This window comes from Sinorhizobium sp. GQ132 (assembly GCF_059758575.1).
The window spans coordinates 218,044-232,058 of sequence record NZ_JCAXDX010000002.1; the positions used below are offsets into that span (position 1 = coordinate 218,044).

The 14,015-nt window shown below is 63.5% G+C and carries 12 protein-coding genes; 5 read left to right on the top strand and 7 right to left on the bottom strand.

Going from position 1 to position 14,015, the window contains the following annotated elements; all coding sequences use genetic code 11:
• Nucleotides 1-528: 528 nt before the first annotated feature.
• The 4 genes from AC6CIG_RS05170 to AC6CIG_RS05185 all read right to left on the bottom strand — a co-directional run bounded on the left by AC6CIG_RS05170 (nt 529) and on the right by AC6CIG_RS05185 (nt 3,408).
• Nucleotides 529-1,431, bottom strand: coding sequence for a DMT family transporter (locus tag AC6CIG_RS05170; RefSeq protein WP_127710079.1), 903 nt, complete (start codon nt 1,429-1,431; stop codon nt 529-531).
• A 186-nt stretch (nt 1,432-1,617) separates the two neighbouring features.
• Nucleotides 1,618-2,808: a PQQ-dependent sugar dehydrogenase gene (locus tag AC6CIG_RS05175; RefSeq protein ID WP_018095627.1), complete on the bottom strand. Its 1,191-nt coding sequence runs from the start codon at nt 2,806-2,808 to the stop codon at nt 1,618-1,620.
• Between the two features lie 125 nt (nt 2,809-2,933).
• Complete coding sequence (locus tag AC6CIG_RS05180; protein ID WP_498322492.1) at nt 2,934-3,218, bottom strand: hypothetical protein; 285 nt, start codon at nt 3,216-3,218, stop codon at nt 2,934-2,936.
• Nucleotides 3,211-3,408, bottom strand: coding sequence for a hypothetical protein (locus AC6CIG_RS05185; RefSeq protein WP_018095625.1), 198 nt, complete (start codon nt 3,406-3,408; stop codon nt 3,211-3,213). Before AC6CIG_RS05185 ends, AC6CIG_RS05180 begins: the two co-directional genes overlap by 8 nt.
• 398 nt (nt 3,409-3,806) lie before the next feature.
• On the opposite strand from AC6CIG_RS05185, the gene AC6CIG_RS05190 reads away from it, so the two are divergent.
• Nucleotides 3,807-5,009 (top strand): pyridoxal phosphate-dependent aminotransferase, encoded by a 1,203-nt coding sequence (locus AC6CIG_RS05190; RefSeq protein ID WP_100671814.1) that lies wholly within the window; start codon nt 3,807-3,809, stop codon nt 5,007-5,009.
• A gap of 119 nt (nt 5,010-5,128) precedes the next feature.
• Here AC6CIG_RS05190 and AC6CIG_RS05195 read toward each other — a convergent pair whose 3' ends face one another.
• Together AC6CIG_RS05195 and AC6CIG_RS05200 are read right to left on the bottom strand one after the other, a co-directional pair.
• Nucleotides 5,129-5,995, bottom strand: coding sequence for an NAD(P)-dependent oxidoreductase (locus AC6CIG_RS05195; RefSeq protein ID WP_127710075.1), 867 nt, complete (start codon nt 5,993-5,995; stop codon nt 5,129-5,131).
• 24 nt (nt 5,996-6,019) lie between these two features.
• On the bottom strand, nt 6,020-6,781 hold the full coding sequence (locus tag AC6CIG_RS05200; RefSeq protein ID WP_018095622.1) for an SDR family oxidoreductase: 762 nt from the start codon (nt 6,779-6,781) through the stop codon (nt 6,020-6,022).
• A 112-nt stretch (nt 6,782-6,893) separates the two neighbouring features.
• Between AC6CIG_RS05200 and AC6CIG_RS05205 the strand changes: the two genes are divergently transcribed.
• Entirely contained in the window at nt 6,894-7,784 is an 891-nt protein-coding gene (locus tag AC6CIG_RS05205; protein WP_437408803.1) for a LysR substrate-binding domain-containing protein, read from the top strand.
• Nucleotides 7,785-7,821: 37 nt separating this feature from the next.
• On the opposite strand, the gene carA is transcribed toward AC6CIG_RS05205, so the two are convergent.
• A complete protein-coding gene (gene carA, locus AC6CIG_RS05210; RefSeq protein ID WP_018095620.1) occupies nt 7,822-9,027 on the bottom strand; it encodes a glutamine-hydrolyzing carbamoyl-phosphate synthase small subunit in 1,206 nt (401 codons plus the stop codon).
• A gap of 326 nt (nt 9,028-9,353) precedes the next feature.
• Between carA and AC6CIG_RS05215 the strand changes: the two genes are divergently transcribed.
• The 3 genes from AC6CIG_RS05215 to recQ all read left to right on the top strand — a co-directional run bounded on the left by AC6CIG_RS05215 (nt 9,354) and on the right by recQ (nt 13,991).
• Nucleotides 9,354-9,803, top strand: coding sequence for a GatB/YqeY domain-containing protein (locus AC6CIG_RS05215; protein ID WP_127710069.1), 450 nt, complete (start codon nt 9,354-9,356; stop codon nt 9,801-9,803).
• Between the two features lie 228 nt (nt 9,804-10,031).
• Nucleotides 10,032-12,035, top strand: a complete 2,004-nt coding sequence (gene dnaG / locus AC6CIG_RS05220; RefSeq protein ID WP_127710067.1) for a DNA primase — start codon at nt 10,032-10,034, stop codon at nt 12,033-12,035.
• 45 nt (nt 12,036-12,080) lie between these two features.
• Complete coding sequence (recQ, locus tag AC6CIG_RS05225) at nt 12,081-13,991, top strand: DNA helicase RecQ (protein ID WP_127710065.1); 1,911 nt, start codon at nt 12,081-12,083, stop codon at nt 13,989-13,991.
• Nucleotides 13,992-14,015 lie beyond the last annotated feature (24 nt).

The window sequence follows — 14,015 nt, forward strand, 5'->3', positions numbered from 1 at the left end:
CGTTGGCCGCCCGGAGTGGGTTGCGTCTCCGGCCCGCTTTTATTCAAGATCTTCCCGTGTTCGCAGATTGCCCGAACACAGTAAGAGTGATGGGTTTATTTTGAATTGGCAAGCAAAACTTTTCTGACGAGGTATTGCGTCTTATCATTGCTCAAAAAGAGGTCAGTTGGTCGTTTAGACTCGCCTGTTCAAAAAGCATCGCAAGCTGTTGAATTCAAAGCTTTTCGGCCATGGATCGGGATGCGGCTGGATCATTTGCGCCAAATTCCGTCGCACATGGGTATGCCGCAACTTTGTGCAGCCTGGTTTGTCGGTCCAAGCGCCTGATATCGCTCGTCGTTCACGCAGCGCACGGGTGCGAGGGGCCATAGACTGCAGGCCTACAGAAAAACTGCAGGATATATTGCCCGCTCAAGCGCAATTCACAGTTCCAAGCAAAATTGAGGGGTTTCCGAGAGTATTAGTAGTATTAACCCCGATGCGAAGCGCGCGGAGAAATTGCACGGGACGGCCAAAAGAAACCGCTGTTCAGACAGCAGCTTCCGCGGCCTCGCCACGTTTCTTCGTCAGTTCCGGCACGAGCTCGACCGCAAGCATCGCCAGGAAGATGACGGCGCAGCCGACGTAGCCGACCGGAGCGATGGTCTCTCCGAGCAGCAGCACCCCGAACAGGGCGGCGAAGAGCGCTTCGCTCGAGAGGAAGATGGCAGCCTGCGGCGCCGTCGTATAGCGTTGGCCGACGACTTGGCAGATGAACGCGATGCCGCTCGAGAAGATCCCGGCGTAGAGGATCTGCGGGAGGGCGCCGCTGATCGCGTCAAGGCTCAGCGGCTCGAGCAGCCCGGCCAGTGCGCAGCCTGCAACGGCACAGACGGCGAACTGCGTCATCGACAGGAGCATCGGCCGGCCCGTGGCCGGAGCGAATAAGCCGACCAACATCAGCTGAACCGCCCAGAACAGGGCGCAGACGATCGTCAGCATATCTCCGCCGGTCAGCGCCGAAAGCGCGCCGCCGCTCAGGAGAAAGATGCCGAAAGCCGCGAGCAGGGCGGCCGGCCAGATGACCCAGTGCGGCCGGCGGCGCAGGAAGACGACAGTCAGTACCGGGACGAATACCACGTAGAGCCCGGTCAGGAAGCCGGAATTGGTGACGGTGGTGGTGAGGAGGCCGTATTGTTGCGTGACGGCTCCGCCGAAAAGCGCCAGTCCGACGAAGACGAAGTTGCGCATGGCGTTGCGCGGCAAGGGCGCAGCGGCCTGCCTCTTTTCAAGGAGCGCCAGGGGCAGTGCCACGAGTGTCGCGATCGCAAAGCGCAGGCCGATGAACCAGAGCGGTCCGATCGCGTCCATCGCCGTCGACTGCGCTACGAAGCCCGCACCCCAGATTGCACCGGAGAACAGAAGGAAGAGATTGGCTTGAATGCGAGTCACCGCTGGCTCCGGGTCGTGGTCCTGCTCACGGGAGGCGCGCGATCTTCGCGCCATATTCCGCGACTTTCGAGAATCACTCCGAAGCCATGCTGCTCAGGTGATTGCGACCTCGCTCTATCAGTTGCGTTTTTTTCGGGCAAGCCGCTCCGTGTCGCCGTCAGGCTGGGCAGCCGTTCCGTAGCGGACTCATTGCGTCGGAGCTTTGGAGACCCTGAGCACTGCGCCGTCCTCCTCGTCGGTGACCATGATCAGTGCCCCGTCGGAAGCGACGATGACGTCGCGGATGCGGCCGAATTCGCCGTCGAACAGCCGTTCCTCGTTGGTCACGGCGCCGGTCTCGTCGCGGTCCAGGCGGGCAAGCAACTGGTACTTCAGTGCCGCGATCAAAAGGTCGCCGTTCCACTCCGGAAACATTTGGCCGCGATAAACGGCGATCGCGCCGGGCGCGATCGATGGGTCCCAATAGAAGAGCGGCTGCTCAAGACCTTCCTTCGCGGTGCCCTCACCGATCTCCACTCCGGAATAATCCTTGCCGAAGGTGATCACCGGCCAGCCGTAGTTTCTGCCGGGCTGCGGGTTGTTCACCTCGTCGCCGCCGCGCGCGCCGTGCTCGACGGTCAAAAGCTTGCCGTCTTCGGGATCGAAGGCGATGCCCTGGGGGTTGCGGTGCCCTATGGACCAGATCTCGGCCAGGCCGCCGGTGCCGCCGCGATAGGGATTGGAGGCGGGAATGCTGCCGTCGGCGTTGATGTGGAGGATCGAACCGGCATGGTCGCGCGGGTCCTGGGCGCGCTCGCCTTCGCCGCGATCGCCGATGCCGAAGAACAGGCTGCCGTCCTTGTCGATGGCGATGCGCGAGCCGAAGTGCTGCCCCTTCCGGGTGAACCTGTTCATCCGGAAGATCTCCTTCACATCCCTCAGGCTCTGCTCGTCCTGCGAAAGAGCCGCCCGCACGAGAACGGTGCCGTAGCCACCATCACCGCGGACGGAAAGAGTGAGATAGAGTGTCCTGTTGGTCGCAAATTGCCGATCGAGGGCGACGTCCAGAAGACCGCCCTGGCCGTGAGCGGCCGCTTTCGGCACCCCCTTGATCGCAGCCGACAGCTTGCCGTCGCGCAGAATGCGCAGCCGGCCGGGTCGTTCGGTGACGATCAGCGCCCCGTCGGGCATGGCTTCGACCGCCCAGGGATGCTCCAGTCCCGAGGCAAGCGTTTCGACGAGAACGGTTCCTGTCTGAGTGGGAAATTCCCGCCTCTCCTGCGCAGCAGCAGGGGACGAGGCGAAGGCCAGAAAGAGCGAGACTGCAGCCGCCGTCGAGAATGTAAACACTGTTCCGATGTCCATTGAGCCGCCAGTATTCCAGCGCGAGTGCCGCATTGCATTCCTCCGGTCCGTCCGTCTGAGCAAATGCATCGTGCCGTCTCGGAGGTCCGAACGCGCGAGCAACGCGCAAACTGGAGCGGCACGCACGGGCCTTCAAGTCAAATCGGATCAAAACGGCTTTATCGCACCGATCCTGTGGTGAGCGGTCCCGGCGCTTCTCGGATCGCCTCGAGGCGCGTCGGCTGGGGTGCGCCTTCCGTCGCCGGACGATGTCGTCCTCCGGAGTTTTGCTGAAGCAGATACCGCGCGACCTCGTCTTTGGCCTTCACGTAGAAGCCTTTGCCGACGAGCATCAGGCCGGCAAGGGCGAAAAGGGCGACAATCGCAACGACGATTGTCTGGACCGCCGACAGTCGTGCAAAGAGGTCGGCGTTCGGCTGCGACGCGTTATCGTTGTCAGCCATGGCGCGCGGCTTCGGACTGGACGTGGGCCGTCGCGGGCTGCTGCCCGATGTCGGCTTGCGTCGTCACCTGCGTCATCAATCCGAGGACCATCACGATGCAGGCCGCAAGTGCGGCGAGCGCGATATAGAAACCCCAGCGTGCCTCGTTGCGGCGGGTGCGCGAGGCGGCGACTTCATCATCGAGAAACATAGCATACCCCCAAGATGCCGATGCATCCGCATCGCGAATTGGCGCTTGGAAATCGGCTCTTGCGGGACGGAATTGCGGCGCGCTGAGACAGTTGTTGTGGCGAAAAAAAGGCACGTCTCGGCCGCGAAAAAGCGCGGGAGTATCCGGGCGGAGGCGCGTCGACCGATGGTGCGCCGGCAGCCGCTCGGCCGCACGAGCTCATCCAGTTTCGATCGATTGCTTTGATCGCACCCATGAAACTTTGTCATGGTGACGCATTTTGCGCTGACTTGCCGCCGTTTTTCGCCTGAGGCGCTTGCAAGACCGGGCGTCTTTCGACATAGACCTAACCGCTAGGGAACCCCGGTTTTCCGTTCCGTAGCGTCTCACGCCGTCTCGAAACGATCAGGAAACACACCATGGCCTTCCTTGCCGATGCCCTTTCCCGTGTAAAGCCGTCCGCCACCATCGCTGTTTCGCAGAAAGCCCGCGAGTTGAAAGCGAAAGGCCGCGATGTCATCGGCCTCGGCGCAGGGGAGCCGGACTTCGACACGCCTGACAACATCAAGGAGGCCGCGATCGACGCGATCAATCGCGGCGAGACGAAGTACACGCCGGTTTCCGGCATTCCGGAACTGCGCGAAGCCATCGCGAAGAAGTTCAAGCGCGAGAACAATCTCGACTACACCGCGGCGCAGACGATCGTCGGCACCGGCGGAAAGCAGATTCTCTTCAACGCCTTCATGGCGACGCTCAACCCGGGCGACGAAGTCGTGATTCCGGCACCGTACTGGGTCTCCTATCCGGAAATGGTGGCGCTGTGCGGCGGCACACCCGTCTTCGTCTCGACCAAGCAGGAGAACAATTTCAAGCTCAAGGCCGAGGATCTCGACCGCGCGATCACGCCGAAGACCAAGTGGTTCGTCTTCAACTCGCCGTCCAACCCCTCGGGTGCGGCCTATTCGCATGAGGAGCTCAAGGCGCTCACGGACGTCCTCATGAAGCATCCGCATGTCTGGGTTCTGACGGACGACATGTACGAGCACCTGACCTATGGCGACTTCAAATTTGCGACCCCCGTCGAAGTCGAGCCCGGCCTCTACGAGCGCACGCTGACGATGAACGGCGTCTCCAAGGCCTACGCGATGACTGGCTGGCGCATCGGCTACGCGGCCGGACCGCTTCATCTCATCAAGGCGATGGACATGATCCAGGGCCAGCAGACTTCGGGCGCCGCCTCGATCGCGCAGTGGGCGGCCGTCGAGGCGCTCAACGGCCCGCAGGACTTCATCGGGCGTAACAAGGAGATCTTCCAGGGCCGCCGCGATCTCGTCGTCTCGATGCTGAACCAGGCCAAGGGCATTTCCTGCCCGACGCCGGAAGGCGCCTTCTACGTCTATCCGTCCTGCGCCGGGTTGATCGGCAAGACCGCGCCCTCGGGCAAGGTCATCGAAACGGACGAGGATTTCGTCTCCGAGCTTTTGGAGACGGAAGGCGTGGCTGTGGTCCACGGCTCGGCCTTCGGCCTCGGCCCGAACTTCCGCATCTCCTACGCGACCTCCGAGGCGCTGCTGGAGGAGGCTTGCCGCCGCATCCAGCGCTTTTGCGCCGCCTGCAGGTAATGCTCCTGCAGACCCACATGAAAGAGCCCGCTGCAACGGCGGGCTTTTTCATGTTCAGAGCTTGATTCAGCGATCTGCCGGTCCGATTCAAGCAGCAGTCCTACCCCGTTGAAACAGAATCACTTTCGCTTCCGGATCACTTCGACGACGGCGGAGATGTCGTCGCCGTGGCCCCCACTGTCGACGCGGTCGCCCGCCAGCCGCAACATGGGTTGCATGAAATCGGGAGCGACGCCCTGTTCTTCGCTTGCCCTCACTATGTTCGCGAGCGCGATCTTCTGCATGGCGATGTTGGAGACGACATCGCGGCCGTGCATGCCGCTATCGATCTTGCCGGCGAGGTCGGGCAGGGTACCGCTCATCGCCTCGATCCAAGGCAGGAGCAGCGGCAGGAAGTCGACGGCCTTGCCTCCGGCGCTGGTCACCAGCGCGCTCGCGTGCAGGAAGCCCGAGAAGAGCCCGTACATGCCTGACAGCAGCGCTATGTCGTAGAGCGAAGCCAATCCCTCGTCTTCGCCAAGGTGACGGCTTTCGGCAAGGGCTTCGAGGGCCGAACTGTACCGATCGAATAACGCACGCGAGCCGCTGTAAAGGATCAGGGCGCCGGCCCCGCCGATCATCGGCGGGATCGCCATGATCCCCCCGTCGAGATAGATCGCTGCCTTGGCCGCCAGCCACGTGCCGAGTTCCCGGGCGTCACCCGGCGTGCCGTTGGTCAGGTTGAGGAGGTCACGGCCGGCAAGCGCCTCCTCCGCCTGTTCCAGGACCGCCCGTGCGGCGGGGTAATCGACGAGGCAGAGGATGGCGAGTTCGCTCGCTGCAATTGCTTCGGCCGGGCTTTCCGCGATCTTCGCACCGGCACCTGCAAGCGGCTCGGCGCGCGATCGCGTCCGGTTCCAGACCGTGACGCTATGGCCGTTCTTGAGGAGCGTGCGTGCAAGCGCCGTCCCCATGGCGCCCATGCCGAGAACTGAAATGCTGCTCATGGATCGTACCTTTCTCGAAATCATTCAGGCGGCGGTCGAGAGCTTCTGGCCCAGGCCGCCGTCGACGGCGAGTTTCGCCCCGGTGGTGAAGGTCGCCTCGAAGGCGAGGAAGAGCACGGCGCGTGCCACTTCATCCGCGGTGCCGTTGCGCTTCATCGGCGTGATGTTGTCGCCGAGCGTCTTGAACTCGGCGCGCTCGGCTTCGGTGATGCCGGCGACGCCTTTGGTCGGCGTATCGATGAAGCCGGGGCTGACGCTGTTGACCCGGATACCGCGCGGCAGAAGCTCGGCGGCGAGCACGGATGCGAAGGAGACGAGTGCCGCCTTGCTCGCGCTGTAGACGCTCATGCCCGGATGGCCACCCTCGTCGGCGACGGAGGAGGTGAAGACGATCGATCCGCCTTCGCGGATCAGAGGCGTCAGCCGCTGCACGGTGAAGAAGGCGCCCTTGGTGTTGACGGCAAACTGGCGGTCATAGGAGGCCTCGCTCACCTGGTCGAAGGGCTCCAGCTCGGAGACGCCGGCATTGATGTGCAGGAGATCGATCGCTCCGAGCGTCTGACCGACGGTCGCACCGAGCACGGCGATTTCGTTGAGATCCGCGATGTCCGAGCGCAATGCATGCACGCGCGGGCCGAACTCCTCCCTAATGCGGGCGAGGTTACTCTCATTGCGGCCCGTGAGCAGTACCTCGGCGCCGCCTTCGACAAGCCGTCTCACGGTCGCCAGGCCCATGCCGTGGGTCCCGCCGATGACGATCGCCTTCTTTCCCTGATAGTTGCCCATGTTCGTTTCCTTTCGGTTCAATAATGATGACCAACAGATGCATCTGTGGACGAACTTGTGCTAGATGGCTCTGCGTGGATCTATCGTTCACGCTTGTGGATGATGGAAAACCATGGCCAATCTCAACGACTTCACGTTCTTTGTTCACGTCGTGGACCACGGGGGTTTCGCGCCGGCCGCGCGAGCGCTGAACCTGCCGAAATCCACGCTCAGCAAGCGCGTGGCCGAACTGGAAAAGGATCTCGGCGCCCGGTTGATCAACCGCACGTCGCGTCATTTCGCTGTGACCGAAACCGGCAAGGATTTCTATCGCCACGCGGCGGCGATGATGATCGAGGCGGAAGCGGCGGAGAATATCGTCAGGGGCAGACTTGCCGAACCCAGCGGCACGGTGAGGATCACGGCTTCGGTGCCGACCGCGCAGCTATCCCTGGCGCCGCTCCTGCCGCAGCTCGCACTTGCCTATCCGAAGCTGCGCGTGACGCTGCATGCGACGGACCGCTTTGTCGACGTCATCCAGGAAGGCTTCGATCTTGCGGTGCGAGACCATTTCGCACCGCTGCCGGATTCGGGCCTCGTCCAGCGCCGCGTCGGATTTCAGGCTAAGCTGATCGTCGCCTCACCGCTCTATTTGCGAGGGAACGGCACTCCCGAACGCCCGGAGGACCTCGATCGTCATGATGGGCTGCTCACGTCGCTGTCGTCCGAAGGCTGGGTGATGGAGCGCGCCGATGGGGCGACCGTGTCGGTCTCGCCGAGGCCGCGTTTCGTGGCCGACGAATCCCGCGTCCTGCGAGAAGCTGCGCTCGCGGGTCTCGGCATCACCACCTTGCCCGGCAAGCTTTGTCAGCAGGAGATCGAAAGCGGCACGCTTGTCCGCATTCTTCCGGAGTGGACCGCCGGCAAAGTGATGACGACGATCTTGATGCCGCACCGGCGCGGGCAGCTCCCCTCCGTGCGGGCAACGGTCGATTTCATCGCCGGGCGTCTCGTCGACGGCTGATGCAAGAAGGCCCGCACGAGGCGGGCCTTGAAAGAACTCAGCGCTCGGCGAGTGCCGGTTCGCCCTTCTTCTCGCGAATGAGATTCAGGAAGCGGCGGAAGAGGTAGTGGCTGTCCTGCGGGCCTGGCGATGCTTCCGGATGATGCTGGACGGAGAAGATCGGCCTGCCGCCGACGCGCAGGCCGCAATTGGTGCCGTCGAAGAGCGAGATGTGAGTCTGTTCAACGCCTTGCGGAAGCGAGTTCGCATCGACCGCGAAGCCGTGGTTCATCGAAACGATCTCAACCTTGCCGGTGGTGTGGTCCTTGACCGGGTGGTTGGCGCCGTGGTGTCCCTGGTGCATCTTTTCGGTCTTGGCACCGAGCGCCAGTGCCAGCATCTGGTGGCCGAGGCATATGCCGAAGACCGGGATATCCGTCTTGAGAAGGTCCTGAATGACCGGCACGGCATACTCGCCCGTCGCGGCCGGGTCGCCCGGGCCGTTCGACAGGAAGATGCCGTCCGGCTTGAGCGCGATGACTTCCTCGGCGCTCGTCTGAGCCGGAACGACGGTGACACGGCAGTTCAGGCCGGCGAAGAGGCGCAGGATGTTGCGCTTGACGCCGTAGTCGAGAGCCACGACGTGATAAGCGGCGTCGGTCTCGCCCAGCGTCGAGTAGCCCTCGTCCCAGACCCACGGCTTCTCGTTCCAGCGATAGGACTGCCCGGACGTGGCGACCTTGGCAAGGTCGAGGCCTTCGAGGCCGCTCCAGGCCTTTGCCTCGGCCTTCAGCGCCTCGACGTCGAAGACGCCTGCCGGGTCGTGGGCGATGACGGCGTTGGGCATGCCGTTTTCGCGGATCCAGGCCGTCAGCGCCCGCGTGTCGATGCCGCAGAGCCCGATGATGCCGCGCGCCTTCAGCCAGGCGTCGAGGTGCTTGGCGGCGCGGTAGTTGGAGGGCTCGGTGATGTCGGCCTTGAAGATGACGCCGACGGCACCGTTGCGGGCGGCAGGCGTAAGATCCTCGATGTCCTCGTCATTGGCGCCGATATTGCCGATATGCGGGAAGGTGAACGTGACGATCTGGCCGAGATAGGAGGGATCGGTCAGGATTTCCTGGTACCCGGTCAACGCCGTGTTGAAACAGACCTCGGCCTGAACCTTACCGGTCGCGCCGATGCCCTTGCCTTCGATCACCGTGCCGTCGGCCAGAACGAGCAGGGCAGTGGGTTTCTGGATTGTCCATGCGGGTGTCGCGGTCATCGTCTCTATCCCGTTGTGGCCGAAAGCGAGGCTTGAAAGCCGGTCGGTTCAGGGCCATTTCAGATCGCATGCGGCATGGCGCGCGGAAACCCCGCGGGAGAAAGTTCATGCCGATGTACGTGCAGGTGCCGGAAAATAGCCAAAGGCTCTGGCAAGGTCAACCAGACGCTGTGAATTGTTCCGAAATAAAATGCGTTATAATTCAATCGGTTGCCAAAGACGTTTGATTGTGCCTGCCGCACTGGTTTAAGACGATGACAAAAGGACGCATCGAACCGGCCCCCGCAGATAGAGCCCTGGGGTCGGTTTCGACATGGAGTTAAGACATGCGCGATCATTTCGCCAATGCACTGAAAGAAGCCCTCAAGGCCAAGGATACCCGGCGCATCTCGACCGTCCGGCTCATCCAGGCCGCGATCAAGGACCGCGACATCGCCAATCGCGGCCACGGCAAGGACCCGGTCGGCGACGACGAGATCCTGCAGATCCTCGCGAAGATGATCAAGCAGCGCGAGGAATCGGCCCGAGTCTATGACGAGGGCGGCCGGCCGGAGCTTGCCGAGCAGGAGCGGCAGGAAATCGCCATCATCAACCAGTTTCTGCCGGAGCAGCTTTCCGAGGAAAAGGTCAAGGAAGTCTGCGCCAAGACCGTCGCGGAAATCGGTGCGCACGGGCTGCGCGACATGGGCAAGTGCATGAATGCCCTGAAGGAGCGTTATCCCGGCAAGATGGACTTCGGCAAGGCCTCCGGGGTGGTCAAGGATCTCCTGAAGTAAGCCGCAGCGCCCGCTACGGCGGGCGCGCATTCCTCAAGGCCGCTGACGGCAAACGACCCGTGCCGGCCGACAAGCGTTACCCTTGGATCGAGCACGTACCTGTGAATAGCGGGCAAGGCGCAGGCTGCCTGTGGCTTCCTTCGGCCATGCCGCTTATATGGAGGTTTGCATGCGTGTCGTTGCCCGAAGCCGCTGCACGGGCTCGGGCGACATGCGGTAGAGGTAACCATGCGCTTTTCACCGTCCTTCCTCGACGAGATACGCGACCGCGTCCCCATTTCGGACGTGATCGGCAAGCGCGTCACCTGGGACCGGCGCAAGACGAATGTTTCGCGCGGCGATTATTGGGCCTGTTGCCCGTTCCACGGCGAGAAATCTCCGAGCTTCCACTGCGAGGACCGCAAGGGCCGCTACCATTGCTTCGGCTGCGGCGTTTCCGGCGATCATTTCCGCTTCCTCACCGAACTCGAGGGCCTGAGTTTTCCGGAGGCCGTGCAGCAGATCGCCGATTTGGCGGGAGTCCCGATGCCGCAGCCGGACCCGCAGGCCGAGCAGCGCGAGCGGGAACGTACGAGCCTGCTCGACGTCATGGAACTGGCGACGCAGTTTTTTCAGGATCAGCTTCAGACGGCGAACGGGGCAAAGGCGCGTGCCTATCTGCGCGAGCGCGGACTGACCGGCCGCACGATCGAGACGTTCCGCCTCGGCTTTGCACCCGACAGCCGCAATGCGCTGAAGGAGTTTCTCGCCGGAAAGGGTATCGGCAAGGAGCAGATCGAGGCCTGCGGCCTCGTCGTGCACGGCGACGGCATTCCGGTTTCCTACGACCGCTTCCGCGACAGGATCATGTTCCCGATCCCGTCCGCCCGAGAAAAGGTGATCGCCTTCGGCGGGCGCGCCATGTCGCCGGACGCCCCGGCAAAATATCTGAACTCCAACGAGACCGAGCTCTTTCACAAGGGCAATGTGCTCTTCAATTTCGCCCGCGCCCGACGGGCTTCGCAGGGTGCCGACGGCGCAGGCACGATCATTGCCGTCGAAGGCTATATGGACGTGATCGCGCTTCATCAGGCGGGGATAGAAAATGCCGTTGCGCCGCTCGGCACGGCGCTGACTGAAAATCAGCTCGATCTCTTATGGAAGATGACGACCCAGCCGGTGCTCTGCTTCGACGGCGACGGCGCCGGCGTGCGCGCCGCCCATCGGGCCGTCGATCTCGCGCTGCCCCATTTGAAGCCTGGCCGGTCCGTGCGCTTTGCCCTGTTGCCGGAGGGCAAGGACCCGGACGATGTGGTGCGCCATGACGGACGCGAGCCCTTCGACAAGGTGCTCGCCAATGCCCGCTCGCTCGCCGACATGGTCTGGCAGCGCGAGGTGCAGGGCGGCGATTTCGACACGCCGGAAAAACGCGCCGAACTCGAAGCGCGGCTGCGGCAGGTGACCTCGGTAATCGCCGACGAGAGCGTGCGCCGCCATTATGGGCAGGACATGCGCGACCGCCTGAATGCGTTTCTCCAGGGGAGCGCGCCGTTCAGAGGCGAAAGGCGGCCCTTCGAGCGAACCGGGAGGCAGGCGGGCAGGCAGGGTGGCAGGGGCTGGTCGCCGGCTCCCAACCCGGTCATGGGCGCGGCCGTGGAGGCTGGGACCGCCGGCAGTTCCAAACTCAATCAGATGCTGAAGGCCCGCGGCTCGCTTCGCCCGCCGGTACTTCGCGAGAGCGTACTTGCGTTGACGATCGTCAATCATCCGCAATTGCTGTTCGACGAGTATGACGAGATTGCCACGATCGAGTTCGACCACCGTGATCTGCAGCGCTGCTGGGCTGCGGTTCTGAACGCCGCGGCGGCGAACGGATTGCGGCTCACGCGGGAAACCCTCATGGAGCAGCTCGAGGCGGAGGGATTCTCCACGCTGATCGGCGCTCTGGACCGGCAGGTGCGCTATGCGCGACTCTGGACCGCAACGGCGGCGGCGGCTCCGGAGGATGCACGCGAAGGTTACCTCCAGGCCCTGACGCTTCATCGGCGGACGAAGGGGCTGCTCTGGCAGAAGCGGGAACTCGAGCGCGAGATCGCGGAAGCCACGGCGTCCGAGGACGTGGAGCAGGGTCAGCGGCTCGTGCGCGCCATGGAGGAGGTGCAGCTCGAGCTTCACCGGATGGACAAGCTCGAAGCGATCATTGAAGGCTTCGGCGTGCTTTCCGGCCGCGTCAAGGGGCCGGCGGCTCGGTAGCCGATACTCTCACGACGGGCCGGTTGAGCAGCGGCCCGAGCCGGTTTGCCTTCAATCAGCCGCGACTCCATACTGCGTGCTCCCGATGAAAGCGATTCCATGCCCGAAAGCCACAACACCGCCCGCCTGTTCGAAACGGAAAGCGTCAACAATCCCCTCGATCTCCTGAAGCGTATCTACGGTTATTCCACCTTCCGCGGCCAGCAGCAGGCGGTCGTCGACCATGTGGTTGCCGGTGGCGACGCCGTCGTGCTCTTTCCGACGGGGGCGGGAAAATCGCTCTGCTTTCAGATCCCGGCGCTCTGCCGCCGGGGCGTCGGCATCGTCGTTTCGCCGCTGATCGCCCTGATGCGCGACCAGGTGGAGGCGCTGAAGCAGCTCGGCATCCGGGCCGCGGCACTCAACTCTTCATTGACGCGGGACGAGGCGATCGCGGTCCGCCGCGCTCTTTCGAGAGACGAACTCGATCTCCTCTACGTGACGCCGGAGCGCGCCGTCACCGATGGCTTCGCCGAAATGATCGCCGATGCCGACATCGCCCTTTTCGCGATCGACGAGGCCCATTGCGTATCGCAATGGGGACATGACTTCCGCCCGGAATATCGCGGTCTCGGCTGCCTCGCCGAGCGCTTTCCCGGCGTGCCGCGCATCGCGCTTACCGCCACCGCGGATCCCCATACGCGCGACGATATGATCGAGCGGCTGGCACTCGGCGGCGCGCGTGTTTTCACCTCCAGCTTCGACCGACCGAATATCGCCTATGAGATCGTGGAACGCGATCAGCCTCGCCAGCAATTGCTGCGCTTCCTGTCGCGCTTCAAGGATGCAAGCGGCATCGTCTATTGCCTGTCGCGCGCGAAGGTCGAGGACACGGCGGAATGGCTCGATGCACAGGGGATCCGTGCACTTCCCTATCATGCCGGCATGGAGCGGGCGGCGCGCGACGCCCATCAGGATGCATTCCTGAAGGAGGAGAATCTGTGCCTCGTCGCAACCGTCGCCTTCGGCATGGGGATCGACAAGCCGAATGTGCGCTACGTCGCCCATCTCGATCTCCCGGGCTCGGTCGAGGCCTACTACCAGGAGACGGGGAGGGCGGGTCGCGATGGCCTGCCCTCCGAAGTGTGGATGGCCTATGGCATGGCCGACGTCATCCAGCGCCGGCGGATGATCGATGAGGGCGGGGCGCCCGAGGAAATCAAGCGCATCGAGCGGGCGAAACTCAATTCGCTGCTTGCCATTTGCGAGACGGCAGGCTGCCGGCGCCAGGCCATCCTCGCGCATTTCGGTGAGGCTCATCCGGGCGGCTGCGGTCATTGCGACACCTGCCTGAAGCCCGTCGAGACCTGGGACGGCACGGAAGCGGCGATCAAGGCGCTTGCCGCCGTCTACCGGACCGGAGAGCGCTTCGGAACCGGCCATCTGATCGATGTGCTTACGGGCAGCGTGAACGAGAAGACGGAGCGCTTCGGCCATATCGACATGCCGGTCTTCGGGGCCGGCAAGGACCTGCCGGCGCGCACCTGGCAGTCGATCTTCCGGCAACTGCTCGCCGCCGGGCTGATCTCCGTGGATCACGGCGCCTTTGGAGCGTTGAAGCTCGAGCCCGAGGCCCGCAGCGTCTTTCGCCGCGAACGGCAGGTGCTCTTCCGCAAGGACCGTCCGAGTTCCGGCAAGGCCAAAGCCGCACGCGGGTCGAAGGCGACCGGCGAACGATCGGACCTCGCGGGATCCGATCTCGAACTGTTCGAGCGGCTCCGGTCCGAGCGCCTCTCTCTCGCCCGAGAGATGGACGTGCCGCCCTATGTCGTCTTTCCGGATACGACCTTGATCGCTCTCGCCAAGCGGCGTCCGCGCGATTTCGACGAATTGCTCGACGTTCCCGGTATCGGCGAGAGCAAGCGGGAGAGATATGGCGAAGCGTTTCTCGCCGTGATCGAGGCGTTCGAGGGCTGAAGTCGACGCGGGATGATGGAACCG